Origin of the sequence: Bacillus sanguinis (assembly GCF_018332475.1) — a bacterium.
In the GTDB taxonomy this organism is placed as follows: Bacteria; Bacillota; Bacilli; order Bacillales; family Bacillaceae_G; genus Bacillus_A; species Bacillus_A sanguinis.
Genome location: NZ_BOQB01000061.1, coordinates 14,060 through 28,148, shown reverse-complemented (window position 1 = coordinate 28,148; position 14,089 = coordinate 14,060). Strand labels below are relative to the sequence as shown.

The 14,089-nt window shown below is 36.7% G+C and carries 11 protein-coding genes and 1 riboswitch; of the genes, 7 read left to right on the top strand and 4 right to left on the bottom strand.

Translation table 11 applies throughout. From position 1 onward, the window contains the following. Positions 1 to 375: 375 nt before the first annotated feature. From KI369_RS08760 to KI369_RS08735, 6 genes are all read left to right on the top strand, one after another. Positions 376 to 1,281, top strand: coding sequence for a diacylglycerol kinase (locus KI369_RS08760; protein ID WP_000977671.1), 906 nt, complete (start codon positions 376 to 378; stop codon positions 1,279 to 1,281). 137 nt (positions 1,282 to 1,418) lie between these two features. Further along, positions 1,419 to 2,165, top strand: coding sequence for an HAD family hydrolase (locus KI369_RS08755; RefSeq protein WP_212955691.1), 747 nt, complete (start codon positions 1,419 to 1,421; stop codon positions 2,163 to 2,165). Between the two features lie 154 nt (positions 2,166 to 2,319). Continuing rightward, the gene (gene gabT / locus KI369_RS08750; protein WP_212955690.1) at positions 2,320 to 3,684 is read left to right on the top strand and encodes a 4-aminobutyrate--2-oxoglutarate transaminase; all 1,365 of its coding nucleotides are present in this window, start codon (positions 2,320 to 2,322) and stop codon (positions 3,682 to 3,684) included. 118 nt (positions 3,685 to 3,802) lie between these two features. Continuing rightward, entirely contained in the window at positions 3,803 to 5,170 is a 1,368-nt protein-coding gene (locus KI369_RS08745) for a sigma-54 interaction domain-containing protein (protein ID WP_212955689.1), read from the top strand. Then, positions 5,163 to 6,614, top strand: coding sequence for an NAD-dependent succinate-semialdehyde dehydrogenase (gabD, locus tag KI369_RS08740; RefSeq protein ID WP_212955688.1), 1,452 nt, complete (start codon positions 5,163 to 5,165; stop codon positions 6,612 to 6,614). Before KI369_RS08745 ends, gabD begins: the two co-directional genes overlap by 8 nt. Before the next feature lie 47 nt (positions 6,615 to 6,661). Continuing rightward, positions 6,662 to 6,985 (top strand): DMT family transporter, encoded by a 324-nt coding sequence (locus KI369_RS08735; protein WP_000263262.1) that lies wholly within the window; start codon positions 6,662 to 6,664, stop codon positions 6,983 to 6,985. A 40-nt stretch (positions 6,986 to 7,025) separates the two neighbouring features. Here the strand turns inward: KI369_RS08735 and KI369_RS08730 are convergent, their stop codons facing one another. The 4 genes from KI369_RS08730 to KI369_RS08715 all read right to left on the bottom strand — a co-directional run bounded on the left by KI369_RS08730 (position 7,026) and on the right by KI369_RS08715 (position 12,200). Beyond that, entirely contained in the window at positions 7,026 to 8,255 is a 1,230-nt protein-coding gene (locus tag KI369_RS08730; protein ID WP_212955687.1) for an aminopeptidase, read from the bottom strand. A 116-nt stretch (positions 8,256 to 8,371) separates the two neighbouring features. After that, positions 8,372 to 9,454, bottom strand: a complete 1,083-nt coding sequence (locus KI369_RS08725; RefSeq protein ID WP_212955686.1) for a polysaccharide deacetylase family protein — start codon at positions 9,452 to 9,454, stop codon at positions 8,372 to 8,374. A gap of 186 nt (positions 9,455 to 9,640) precedes the next feature. Beyond that, positions 9,641 to 10,744 (bottom strand): polysaccharide deacetylase family protein, encoded by a 1,104-nt coding sequence (locus KI369_RS08720; RefSeq protein ID WP_212955685.1) that lies wholly within the window; start codon positions 10,742 to 10,744, stop codon positions 9,641 to 9,643. A 259-nt stretch (positions 10,745 to 11,003) separates the two neighbouring features. Beyond that, entirely contained in the window at positions 11,004 to 12,200 is a 1,197-nt protein-coding gene (locus KI369_RS08715) for a NupC/NupG family nucleoside CNT transporter (RefSeq protein ID WP_212955684.1), read from the bottom strand. A gap of 202 nt (positions 12,201 to 12,402) precedes the next feature. After that, a riboswitch (purine riboswitch) is annotated at positions 12,403 to 12,504 on the bottom strand. A gap of 121 nt (positions 12,505 to 12,625) precedes the next feature. Here KI369_RS08715 and rlmD point away from each other — a divergent pair. Next, positions 12,626 to 14,002: a 23S rRNA (uracil(1939)-C(5))-methyltransferase RlmD gene (rlmD, locus tag KI369_RS08710; RefSeq protein ID WP_212955683.1), complete on the top strand. Its 1,377-nt coding sequence runs from the start codon at positions 12,626 to 12,628 to the stop codon at positions 14,000 to 14,002. Positions 14,003 to 14,089: the final 87 nt, after the last annotated feature.

Below are 14,089 nucleotides of genomic sequence, written 5' to 3'. Positions count from 1 at the left end.
AACAAACGTTTGATTAACTGTCAAAAGTGGAAAAATGTTTGTATAGCAACTATGGTATGATAGTTGCAAAAAGGTGGGAATAATGATAAATCTAGACATAGAGGTTTTTTTCATCTCATGAAATAATAGATAATTATTATTCGTTATATGTAAATTGTTGTGAGGAAATAGATGGACATAAATTTTTTTGTTAAATAAAACAAAACCATTGAAATGAATATGTACTTTTGATGGGCTACACGAATCGGGTTCTTACTGCCTGTTTGAGCGAGATAAAAGAAGGATAGGAAGATGAGAGGAGGTAGGCATGGGAATACTGGATAGAAGTTCGGTATGTTCTTTTTCGATACATAAAGAAATTTCCTGTGCTAATAAATGATGAAGCGAGCAAGAATTATTTATAATCCTACTTCTGGGCGTGAGCTATTTAAGAAGAGTTTACCAGAAGTATTACAAAAATTAGAACAAGCTGGATATGAAGCATCTTGTCATGCGACAACGGGTCCTGGAGACGCAACTGTGGCGGCGAGGCAAGCTGCGGATCGTAAATTTGATGTTGTTATCGCAGCTGGTGGTGACGGCACGTTAAATGAAGTGGTGAACGGTTTAGTAGGGCATGAACATCGTCCAAAGTTTGGAATTATTCCAGTTGGAACGACTAATGACTTTGCACGTGCAATCGGTGTGCCCCGTTCTATTGAAGAGGCAGCGGATATTATTTGTGAAGGAAAAACTGTGCCATTAGACCTTGGTAGAGCAAACGATACATATTTTATTAACATCGCTGGTGGCGGTCGTATTACGGAATTAACATATGAAGTACCGAGTAAGCTAAAGACAGTATTAGGACAACTTGCTTATTATTTAAAAGGTATAGAAATGCTACCATCACTACATCCAACATATGTTGAAATTGAGTATGATGGAAAATTACTACAAGAAGAAATTACGATGTTTTTAATTACGAATACTCGTTCAGTGGGCGGCTTTGAAAAGGTAGCACCATATGCATCAATTAACGATGGCTTATTTGATTTATTAGTGCTGAAAAAGGGTTCCATCGCTGATTTAATTAAAGCAGCAACACAAGCGCAGCGTGGTGAACATATTAACAATCCAAAAGTGCTATACACACAAGCGAACCGAATTAAAGTACATTCACCAGATAAACTAATGATTAATTTAGATGGTGAATACGGTGGAGATGCACCGATGGAATTCGAAAATATATATCATTGTCTGGAACTATTTGTTCCTGAACATCAAGAGGATGCCCTGTAAAGGCATCCTTTTTATTATATAGAGGAATTGTAAATTGGAAGTTAGTTTGATTTTTATGGTATTTTTACAATTCGTTTATTTTATATCCATACTTTATTGATACACTGGAGGAGATAAGAAACGAGAGGTAGGATGCTATGGAGAAGGTAAAGGCAATACTATTTGATAAAGATGGAACATTAATGGATTTTCACTCAATTTGGATAAAAGTAGCTGAAGAACTTGTCGCGGAATGTATAAATTTATATCAACTTCCAAAATCAATGCAACAGACTTTATTAAAAGAGATTGGTGTAGAGGGAGCATTTGTTAATCCGAGGAGTGCGATAGCTGCTGGGACAAGTCTTGATGTGGCGAAGGGACTCTGTAAATATATTAAATCTGCTAGAGAAGAAGAGATGCACCATTGGGTAAGTGAGAAGTTATTTTCCCTTATGTATGAGCACCGTTCCTATATGAAAATGACGGCGGATTTACCGAGAATTTTACAAAGTTTAAAGGATAGAGGATATATTTTAGGTGTTGTTACGGCTGATGATTTCGCACCGACAGAATTATTTTTAAAACAGTATCAATTAGAGCCTTTTTTTGATTATGTTGTAGCTTCAGATACATTTCCAGCACAAAAACCAGATAAAAGAATTGTAGAATCTTTTTGTGAGAGGTTTCATTTAGAGGCATGTGAAGTAGCAGTCGTTGGAGATACGCCAACTGATTTATATTTAGCTAAAAATGGCGGTGATTGCTATGCAATTGGAGTACTATCTGGTACAGGAGATCGTCAAACATTAGAACCACTTGCGGATTTAGTAGTACAATCTGTTGGGGATTTTATTTCTTATTCAGGTGAGTTCATTTGGGAACAAGAAAAGTCTAGTGTGTAAGGAAAATAAGTCTATAGGGACTCTCAATGAGTCTTTATAGACTTATTTTTTATGTTGAAATAGAAGGCATGTAGGATGAATGCTAGAAAAGAATGTTGGCATACATTTTGCAATGAAAAGAGAAAACAATGTAAAGAAAAGGATGGGGTACGTAATGAACACAAAAAAATTTGCTAAAGTAAATGAACAAATTCCTGGACCGAAAGCAGCGTCCTTACTAGAACGCCGCCAAAATATAGTACCAAAAGGAGTAAGTAACGGCATCCCAACGTTTGTACAATCTGCAAATGGTGCTCTTGTAACAGATGTTGATGGCAATCAATACATTGATTTCGCGGGGGCGATCGGAACAATTAACGTAGGACATTGTCATCCAGCTGTTAAAGAAGCACTCCATAAACAAGTAGATCAATATATCCATACTGGATTTAATGTCATGATGTATGAGCCATATATTGAATTAGCAGAAAAACTTGCGTCATTAGCGCCAGGAAGTTTTGATAAGCAAGTACTATTTTTAAATAGTGGTGCAGAAGCAGTTGAGAACGCGGTGAAAATCGCTCGTAAATATACAAAAAGACCTGGTATCATCGCATTTTCTAAAGGATTCCACGGTCGTACATTAATGACAATGACGATGACAAGTAAAGTAAAACCATATAAATTTGGATTTGGCCCATTTGCTCCTGAAGTATATAAAGCACCATTCCCGTATGAATATCGTCGTCCAGAAGGACTAACGGAAGAGCAGTACGATGACTTTATGATTGAAGAATTCAAGAACTTCTTTATATCAGAAGTAGCGCCAGAAACAATTGCAGCCGTTGTCATGGAACCTGTTCAAGGGGAAGGCGGATTTATCGTCCCAAGTAAGAAGTTTGTGCAAGAAGTACGCAATATTTGTTCAGAGCACGGCATCTTATTTGTAGCGGATGAAATTCAAACTGGATTTAGCCGTACAGGAAAATATTTTGCCATTGATCATTATGATGTCGTTCCGGATTTAATTACGGTATCTAAATCATTAGGTGCTGGTGTACCGATTAGTGGTGTTATTGGGCGCAAGGAAATTATGAATGAGTCTGCACCAGGAGAACTTGGTGGAACGTATGCAGGAAGTCCGCTAGGATGTGCGGCAGCATTAGCAGTACTTGATGTAATAGAAAAAGAGAATTTAAATGATAGAGCGATAGAATTAGGAAAAGTCGTAATGAACCGATTCGAAGAGATGAAAAATAAATATAATTGCATCGGTGATGTGCGCGGTTTAGGCGCAATGTGTGCATTCGAGCTCGTTCAAGACCGTAAGACGAAAGCACCTGATAAAACGTTAACAGCTAATTTGTGTGCAGAAGCAAACAAACGCGGTTTACTTCTACTATCAGCAGGAACATACGGTAATGTTATTCGTGTACTAATGCCATTAGTGATTACAGATGAGCAACTGGAAGAAGGATTAACAATAATTGAAGAATCACTGCAAGTCTGTTATGAGAAAGCAAATATTGCTCGTGTTTAAAAGTTAAATAATAAAACAGCAAACATTCTAGCTGACTCTATATAAAATGCAGAAAATTCACTTTATAATAAAGGTAGTGAAGTGAATCGATGGATTTTGGAAGTTAGGGGTGGCTAGGATGGTTGCAGAAAAGGAACGAGTATTAATGGATTTACAAGATGTATTTGAATATGCGTTTGACGAAATTTTTGTGACTGATGAAAAGGGAATCGTTGTGCGTGTAAATAGTACATGTGAAAGGCACTATCAATTAGCTGCTAAAGAGTTAGTAGGTAAGCATGTAAAAGAGTTGCAGAAGGATGGTATCTTTTATCCATCGGCTACGTTAGAAGTAATTGAAAAAAAGAGGCCGATTGAACTCGTCCAAACGACAAAATCAGGAGAGTATTTACACGTTCGTACAAGGCCTGTTTTTGATGATGAAGGAAATTTAAGAAGAGTAATTAGTTACTCCCGTGATCTTACAGAGCTCTACCAATTACGTCAAAAGGTAGAGGAAATGGATAATCAGTTAAAAACATATAAAAAAGAATTAAGAGAAACATATGAACATGAAGGACTTATTTTTAAAAGTATCGCTATGCAAAAAATAATCGAGACAATCAAGAAAGTATCTGTAGTAGATAGTACTGTTCTAGTTTTAGGTGAGACAGGAGTAGGGAAGAGTCGATTAGTACGTCATTTACATGAAGTGAGTAACCGGAAGAATGAAAGTTTCTATGAAATTAACTGTGCGGCATTGCCAACAAATTTAATTGAATCAGAGCTTTTTGGATACTCAGGTGGATCTTTTACAGGTGCGAATCGTGAAGGAAAAAAGGGACTATTAGAATCCGCGCATAAAGGAACTCTTTTCTTAGATGAAATTGGCGAAATGCCGCTTGAAATTCAAGCGAAGCTTTTGCAAGTGTTGCAAGAAAAAACGTTTCGACCTATAGGCGGAAGAGAATTAAAAAAGGTGGACGTTAGAATTGTAGCGGCAACAAATCGAGATTTAAGTATGATGGTGAAACAAGGAACATTCAGGAAAGATTTATATTATCGTCTGAATGTCATTCCAATTGTAATTCCACCACTCAGGGAAAGAACGGAAGACATTTTACCGCTCATTTATCATTATTTACAGCACTTTAACGAGAAATATGGCCGGAATGTAAAATTAGCGCCTAGCACATTGCAAATGTTTGTTGGTTACCCTTGGGAAGGAAATAATCGAGAAATTGAAAATGTGATTGAGCGAATAGTTATAACTGCTGATGATATCGTGACGATAGAAGATTTGCCAATAGCGATGCAAGAATCAACGGTTGAACAGTCCGGCCAAAGTCTCTATAAAATGTTAGAAGAAGTGGAACGGAATATTATTTTGAAAGCATATAAAACATATGGATCGAGTTATAAAGTAGCGGAGTTTTTAAAAATAAGTCAATCTGCTGCCACGAGGAAAATAAAGAAACTTATAGAGGAGGAAGAAAACATTGGATAAAAAAGCGACGTTTGTAAATGTAGAAAAAAAGGCGATGTATATAAATGGTGAGTGGATTACATTGCAAGAACAAATCGAAGTAAACAATCCAGCAACGAAGGAAATATTTGCGACGGTACCAAAGGGTGGGGTAACAGAGGCAAAGCAAGCTGTTGATGCTGCCCATGAAGCTTTTAAATCATGGTCTAAGTTAACAGCAGCAGACCGTGCAGTGAAGTTAAAGAAATGGTTCACGCTTATTGATGAAAATAAAGAAGAGATTGCAGCGATTATGACGAGAGAACAAGGAAAGCCATTTGCAGAAGCACTTGGTGAAGTGAATTATGCAAATAGCTTTGTTGAATGGTATGCAGAAGAAGGAAAACGCGTATACGGTGAAATGATTCCTGCTTCTCATCCGAATAAACGTATTTTAGTTATGAAGCAACCAGTTGGAGTTATGGCAGCTATTACACCTTGGAACTTCCCAGCTGCTATGATTACGAGAAAGGTAGCACCGGCGCTTGCGGCAGGATGTACGGCAGTTGTAAAACCTGCAAGTCAAACGCCGTTAACTGCGTTAAAATTAGCTGAATTAGCTCATGAAGCGGACATTCCAAAAGGTGTAATAAATATTGTAACAGGTAGTGCGAAAGCAATTGCGGATACGTGGATGGAAGATGGACGTGTTCGAAAGGTTTCCTTCACAGGATCAACGGAAATTGGGAAGGAATTAATGGCCAGTGCTGCACAAACGATGAAAAAGGTTTCACTTGAGTTAGGTGGTCACGCGCCGTTTATTGTTATGAACGATGCGGACTTAGATAAAGCGGTAGAGGCGGTAATCGGTTCGAAATTCCGTAACGCAGGACAAACGTGTATATGTACAAACCGAGTATTTGTTCAGGAAGAAGTGTACGAAGTATTTGCAGAGAAGTTCCAAAAGGCAGTAGGGCAGTTGAAAGTAGGCGACGGTTTCGGTGACGGAACGACTGTAGGACCACTTATTGACGAGAATGCAGTTTCGAAAGTACAGGAACATATCGAAGATGCTATTAAACAAGGTGGAACAGTTTTATATGGTGGCCAAAAGGTTGCAGAGCTAGATGGACACTTTATGCAACCAACTGTAATTGGATTGGCGAACGATACGATGCTTTGTATGAATGAAGAAACATTTGGACCGGTTGCACCAGTTGCGAAATTTAAAACGGTTGAAGAAGTAATCGAACGTGCGAATCATACACCATATGGCTTGGCTGCTTATATTTTCACAAAAGATATTAGTCAAGCATTCCAAATTAGCGAAGCGTTAGAGTACGGTATTATCGGATTAAATGATGGACTTCCATCAGTTGCACAAGCTCCGTTCGGTGGCTTTAAAGAGAGTGGTATTGGCCGTGAAGGAGGCCATTTCGGTATCGAGGAATATTTAGAAATTAAATATATTTCATTAGGACTATAAGTAGTATACTAGAATCTCTATAAGGTAACAGAGAAGGAGATTCTAGTATGGTATATTGGCTATTATTACTCGTAACAATTATTTTTGAAGTGGCTGGAACAATTGCGATGAAATTATCAAACGGCTTAACAAAGCTCGTTCCAAGTGTACTTATTTTCGTATTTTATGGAATTTGTTTCAGCGTATTTGCTATCGTTGTCAAAAAAATTCATTTAAGTATAGCATATGCGATTTGGTCTGGGGTAGGAACATTACTTATTACAATCATTAGCGTGTATTTCTTTAAAGAGCATATTAGCTTATTCCAAGCGTTTTGTATTCTCTTTATCGTTTTAGGCGTAATTGGACTTAAGGTTTCATCGGCATCATAAAAGGCTATCTTCCAGTGTGGAAGATAGCCTTTTATTTTTATTAAAATGCCCAGTTACCTTTACGGAAGATAGGTTCATGTCTTCCGTCAGCTGTAATACCGTCAATATCAAGATCAGCTGATCCGATCATGAAATCGTTATGTGTAATACTAGTGTTTGCACCATTTTCAGCAAGTTCTTCTTTAGACATTGTTTTTCCGCCAACTAAGTTGAATGCATAAGCACTTCCGATTGCAAGGTGGCAAGATGCGTTTTCATCAAAGAGCGTATTGTAGAATAAAACATTTGTGTTTGAAATTGGTGAGTCATGAGGTACTAAAGCAACTTCTCCTAAGAAGTGAGAACCTTCATCTGTTTCTACTAAATGTTTTAAAGCCTCTTCACCAGTTTCTGCTTTATAGTCTACGATACGTCCGTTTTCAAATGTTAACGTAAAGTTATCGATAATGTTACCCGCAAATGCTAACGGTTTTGTGCTAGATACTTGGCCGTTTACACCTGTTTTAAGTGGCATTGTAAATACTTCTTCAGTTGGAATGTTCGCCATAAATGGTACGTTCTTTTCATTTAAGCTACCAGCACCAGCCCATACATGCTTTTCTGGAAGTTCGATTGTTAAATCTGTTCCAGGAGCTGTATAGTGAAGAGCTTTATAATGCTTTTCGTTTAAGTAATCAACTTTTGTATGTAACGTTGCATCGTGTTCTTTCCATGCTTCTACAGGATTTTCTAAATCAGCACGAGTAGCTTTGAAAATAGCATCCCATAGTTTTGCTTCTTGTTCTTCTGGTGCAACGTCAGGGAATACTTTCGCGGCCCATTCTTTCGTAGGGACAGAAATGACACACCAGCTTACTTTATCAGCTTGTACGTAATCACGGTATACTTTCATTGCTTCACCAGCTACTTTATGAGCTGTTGCGATACGCGTTGCTTCTACACCTTTTAATAAATCTGGGTTTTCTGCATAAATAGACATAAATGCAGCGCCTTCTTTTGCTAATTCTTCACGAGCGTTTGCTTTCCAAGATGGGAACTCAGCGAATGCTTCTTCAGGAGCTAGATCGAACTTTAAGCGTGTTAACGCCTCATCATTCCAATCTACATATACGTGTTTTGCACCAGATTTATATGCTTTTTCTGTAACGAGGCGTACAAATTGTACAGCTTCAAGAGGTGCACTAATTGATAATGTTTGTCCTGGTTGAATGTTAACACCAACATTGACTGCAAGGGCAGCATATTTCTCTAACGTTTGTTCAAATGACATATGTATAATCTCCTTTAATTTGAAAGATTTCTTACTATATATAATACAAGAAAATTCAAAAAATATATATAAATATAGCGTAAAAAGAGATTTCAAAATATATTGAGCTCACATCATTATTTAATCGAAGAAGCAAATTGTTCTACGGTCGTCGTGTGGTGTATACGAACACGCTTTATTTTTAACAACTCATCGGGTTCACCTTTTGTAATGAATTTTCCGGGTTTTGTTGTTGTTGCAAATTGATAATATTTCTTCGTTTCTGCAACAACTTTATCATCTACATGACCGAATGGATAAGCAACTGCGATGACTGGCTTGCCTGTTATCTTTTCTAGCTTTTCTTTCGATTCCTTTAATTCTTCTTCGTAGTTTGTAATTTTTGGCAAGTCTGCATGTGTGGCAGTATGAGATTGTATGGAGAAAATACCGGAATCGACCATTTCTTTTATATCAGATGTAGAAAGAGATCCTTCAGCATCGACATTATTAACAATCATATATTCTGTTGCCGCCGGTTTAAACGTATCGTCTTTTAGCTTTTGTAAAACATGGAATGCATTCATATTATTTTTCATACCGTCATCAAATGTAACGAAGATAGGTTTATTTACTTTATTTATATCGCTCCAGCGTTCAAACGTTAACAGTGTATAACCATTGTCCTTTAAATATTTCATTTGGGCTTCAAAGTTAGCAGGTGATACGAATAAGTCTTTAATACCTTGACCGTGATAATCATCGATTGCATGGTACATAAGAACGGGAACCTTTTGCTCGAAAGTAATAGCAGATTTTGTGAGTGGAATGGTTTTCCCATCTTCTTTTATTCCTATTGCTTCAATTTGGAACTCACCGCGTTTTCCTTCAAATTCTTTTATGTCAAAAGGAAGTGAAAATTGCTTTTCTCTTTCTTTTGAAGACAAGGATTTAGTAGTTTCTTTTCCATCAGCAGTACGCCAAATTTTATATTGTACCTCAGTTAGAGTATCTTTTATATCTGTCATGTGAATAGTAGTATTTGTAGATTCATGTGTAATTGGAGTATAAGAAATTTTCCCTTGTTCTTGTACGGTCACTTCTTGTTTCTTAGTTTCTTGAACCTTTTTCTCTTTTTTAGGCTCTTGGCTTACATTGTTAGTATTACAACCTGCTAGAATAGCAGACGTACATAAAGCGATTGCTGCGTATTTCCTCATAAAATCACCTTCTATTGTGTATTATGTTGCATACTTATATATTAAAATCCCCACCGCTGTAAGAGAGGTGGGGATATACCCTTGTTCATCATATCATTTTAGTAATGAGATAGGTTAGTGACTTTTAATAGAGTTATTTTTACCATGTTTTAGTAAAATCCCGATTGGTGAGGGTTGATTAAAGTTTTACTTTATAAGAGATATGAATTTTTCCATCGATGTATTAGGCCCTACAAAATGGCGTTTAATTAAATACTGTTCGTTTGGCATCCCTTTTGTAATGTGATTACCGTGATCAGTAGTTACTGCGAACTCATAATATTTTTTCGTTTCTTCAACAGCTGGATCATTATAAGAACCTACTGGATAAGCGAGAGCAATGACCTTTTTACCAGTAAGAGCTTCAATTTTTTCTTTTGAACCACGTAATTCCTCATCATAATTACTGGAATGAGCCATCATGGTATGATTAGCAGTATGCGATTGAATAGAAAAAATTCCTGAATCCATCATTTGTTTTATATCATCTGTTGATAGACGATTTGGTTTGTCTATCTCGTTTGCAGTAAGAAATTCAGTAGCCGTAGGTTGGAATCTATCATCCTTTAATTTTTGTAAAATATAAAGAGCATTCATATTATTTTTTCGACCATCATCCATCGTTACAAAAACAGGTTTATTTACACGATTTATATCATTCCAACGTTCAAACGTAAGCATCGTATAACCGTTATCTTTCAAATATTGCATGTGCTTTTCGAATTGCTCAGGTGGTACATATAAGCCGTAATCCCCATCACTTGGCCCAGGATATTTTTCAATCGCATGGTACATTAAAACGGGTACATGTTGCTGGAATGTAATTTTAGATGTTACTAGATTTGTTTCAGTATTATCTTCTTTGATTCCTACTGTTTCAATTTGGAATTCGCCACGTTTTAAATGAAATGATTTTAAATGTAGTGGGAGGGCAAAGTCACGTTCTTTTTCTTGTGAAGTAAAAGTTTGTTTGCTTTCAGGACCATCAGCAGTACGCCAAATATTGTAACGTACTTGTTTGAATGAATCTCTTAAATCCTTTGTATAAATCGTGGTGTTTTGTGCGTTATATTCATACGGATCCCATGTAATAATCCCTTGTGTTAAAGGAAGTTCAACTGCTTTCGCTTTTTTTTGTTCAACTGTTTGTTTCGCCGTCGCTTCTTTTATTTGTTTATCACTAGTGCTACTAGTGTTGCAACCTACGAGAATAGCAGAAGAAAGTAAAGCGATATATGTATATTTTTTCATTCTATCATCCTTCTATTGTGATTTAATTATCATCACTTATATCATGAAACCATCGTTCGTATAAGTGACACTAAATCAAATTTTTGGTTCTAAAAATTTGATTTATACCCTTGTCCATCATATCACTATAGAATATATAGGGGAATATGTTTTTGGGATATTTAGGAAGAAATACCTTATTTTTTTCTGGTGGTATTTACATAAAAATACATATAGAAGGTAGCAAAAAACTCCACCTTAAATTAGGTGGAGTTTTTTATTAAATAAACAATCCAGCGATTGTCGCAGATAAAATAGAAGCAAGTGTTGATGCAAATAACATTTTCCAACCAAATTTAGAAACGATGCTTCCTTGTTTTTCAGAAAGGGCACGAATTGTACCAACAATCGCACCAATTTGGCTAATACTTGCGAAGCTAATTAAGAATACTGTAACGATTCCAACTGTACGCGGAGATAATGTTGTTGCAACATCTTTTAAATCAAGGATTGCTACAAACTCATTTAAAACAATCTTCGTACCCATAATACCACCAGCTGGGATAATATCTTGAGTTGGAATACCCATTAAAAATGCGAATGGAGCAAGTATATAACCGAAGATTTGTTGTAACGTAACAGCATATCCCATCGCACCTGAAGCGGCACTAATTACGTAGTTTACAACTTCCATCACACCGATGAAGGCGATCATTAAAGCGGCAACGATACCAGCTACTTTTAAGCCGTCAAGCGCACCGTTAATCATTGCGCCGATAAAGCTGTCCCCGAATAGCTTTCTATCAAATTTTTGAACCACTTCGTCTTCTTTTTTCGTATCAACTGGTGTTAATAACGAACAAACGATTAAGCTTGAGAATAAGTTTAACGGAAGAGCTGCTAGTACGTATTTTGCATCTAACATCATTACGTATGATGCTGTAACAGAGGCGGAAACTGAGCTCATTGCAGAACAACAAATGATAAACATACGGTTTTTATTGAAATGTTGTAAATCATTTTTAATAACGATTAACGCTTCACTTGAACCGAAGAATACAGAGTTTACCGCATGGAATGATTCGACGCGTGGTAAACCAGTAATTTTTGAAATGGCACCGCCGACGACGCGAACGATGAATGGTAAAACACCTAAATAACTAAAGATAGAAAGTAGTGCTGAGAAAAATACGATAATTAATAATACGTTTAAGAAAAAGACAAAATCTCTTTGAATTCCATTAAAGAGAAAATCGACGCCTGTCGTACCAAGTTTAATTAGTTTGTTGAAAACTTTACCAATGAAAATAATGATTTGTTGACCAATCTTTGTGCCAAACATAAACCAACCGATTAAAATTTGAAAACCAATCATAATAGCAATTGCACGGAAGTTGATTTTACTTCTATTGTTTGACAAAGCAAAACATAAACCTAAAACGACAAGAATACCGATAATGCTCATTACATATTGCATGTAGTTGCCCCTTTCAGAAGTTCGTATAAAGTTTGTACATAAAACGCAAGTTATATTACTAAAAATAAAACAAAGAAGTTTTATGTCATACGTAAGATGTCTGACCTTTTAGAAAAATGAAAATAAAAAAAGACCCATATGGATTCACTTTCATCTATGAGAGAAAGCTAATCAATATGAGTCCTTTTTTGCACATAGGCTAATATTCATTAGTTTTCCCCATAGTCCAGCAATTTAAGGTTGCCGGGTAGAAACTCTCGATCCATATTATCGAGTATATATGAGGTAACATCGTCCGTATTAAATTAGTAGTAGCGTAACATTAACAGAGAACTATCGTCAATAGCTTTTTTTCTTCCGATAGAAATAGACCATATAAGTATGATAAAATGTAACGCAGTGTTATGAAAAAGAGAGGTCGGAAAATGAGTACAAAAATGACGCCACCAGTTGAGAAAAACGAGTTTATAGATGTAGTATTTGAAGATTTAACACATGATGGTGCCGGTGTTGCGAAAGTAAAAGGCTATCCTATTTTCGTGAAAAACGGATTACCAGGTGAAGAAGCACAAATTAAAATTATTAAAGTGAAGAAAAACTTCGCATTCGGTCGTTTAATGAAGCTTCATACAGAGAGCCCATATCGTAAAGATGCAGAATGCCCAGTGTACAATCAGTGCGGCGGTTGTCAACTTCAGCACTTAACATATGAAGGACAATTACAAGCGAAAGAAAAACAAGTACGTGACGTTATGCAGCGCATTGGCGGATTAAACGATGTTCCTGTGCACCCTGTACTGGGTATGAAGAACCCATGGGTATACCGTAACAAGGCACAAGTACCAATTGGAGAACGTGAAGGTGGACTTGTAGCTGGTTTCTATCGCCAAGGAACACATGACATCATTAATATGGAATCATGTTTAATTCAGGCTGAAGAAAACGATACATTAATCCAGGAAGTAAAACGTATTTGTGAAAAACACGGTATTGCGGCATACAACGAAGAGCGTAATAAAGGAACACTTCGCCACGTAATGGCTCGTTACGGACAAGTAACAGGGGAAATTATGCTTGTCTTCATTACTCGTACAGCAGAACTGCCAAACAAAAATGCAATCATTGAAGAAATTGCTGCAAAATTCCCAGAAGTAAAATCGATTGTTCAAAACGTAAACACGAAACGTACAAACGTAATCTTCGGAGACACAACGACAGTACTGTACGGATCAGAATACATTTATGACTTTATCGGTGACATTAAATTTGCAATTTCAGCACGTTCATTCTATCAAGTAAATCCAGAGCAAACGAAAGTGTTATACGATAAAACGTTAGAATATGCCAGATTAGATGGCAACGAAACAGTAATTGATGCCTATTGCGGAATTGGATCAATCTCCTTATTCCTAGCGCAAAAAGCGAAAAAAGTGTACGGCGTTGAAATTGTGCCAGAAGCAATCGAAGACGCAAAGCGTAACGCAGCGCTAAACAACATGACAAACGCTGAATTTGGTGTAGGGGAAGCAGAAGTAGTCATTCCAAAATGGTACAAAGAAGGCGTAATCGCTGACACAATGGTCGTAGATCCACCGCGTAAAGGTTGTGATGAGGCACTACTAAACACAATCATCGACATGAAACCAAAACGCGTCGTATACGTATCATGTAACCCAGCAACATTAGCACGTGACTTAAAAGTACTAGAAGAAGGTGGATATAAAACGCAGGAAGTACAACCTGTTGATATGTTCCCTCACACGACTCATGTGGAGTGTGTAGCTTGGCTTAAGTTGGTATAATAAAAAAGCAGTTGATATAGGAAAATCTATACCATCTGCTTTTTGGTTTATTGAGAGTTTGAAATTGCATTCATAGTGAGAGGATTT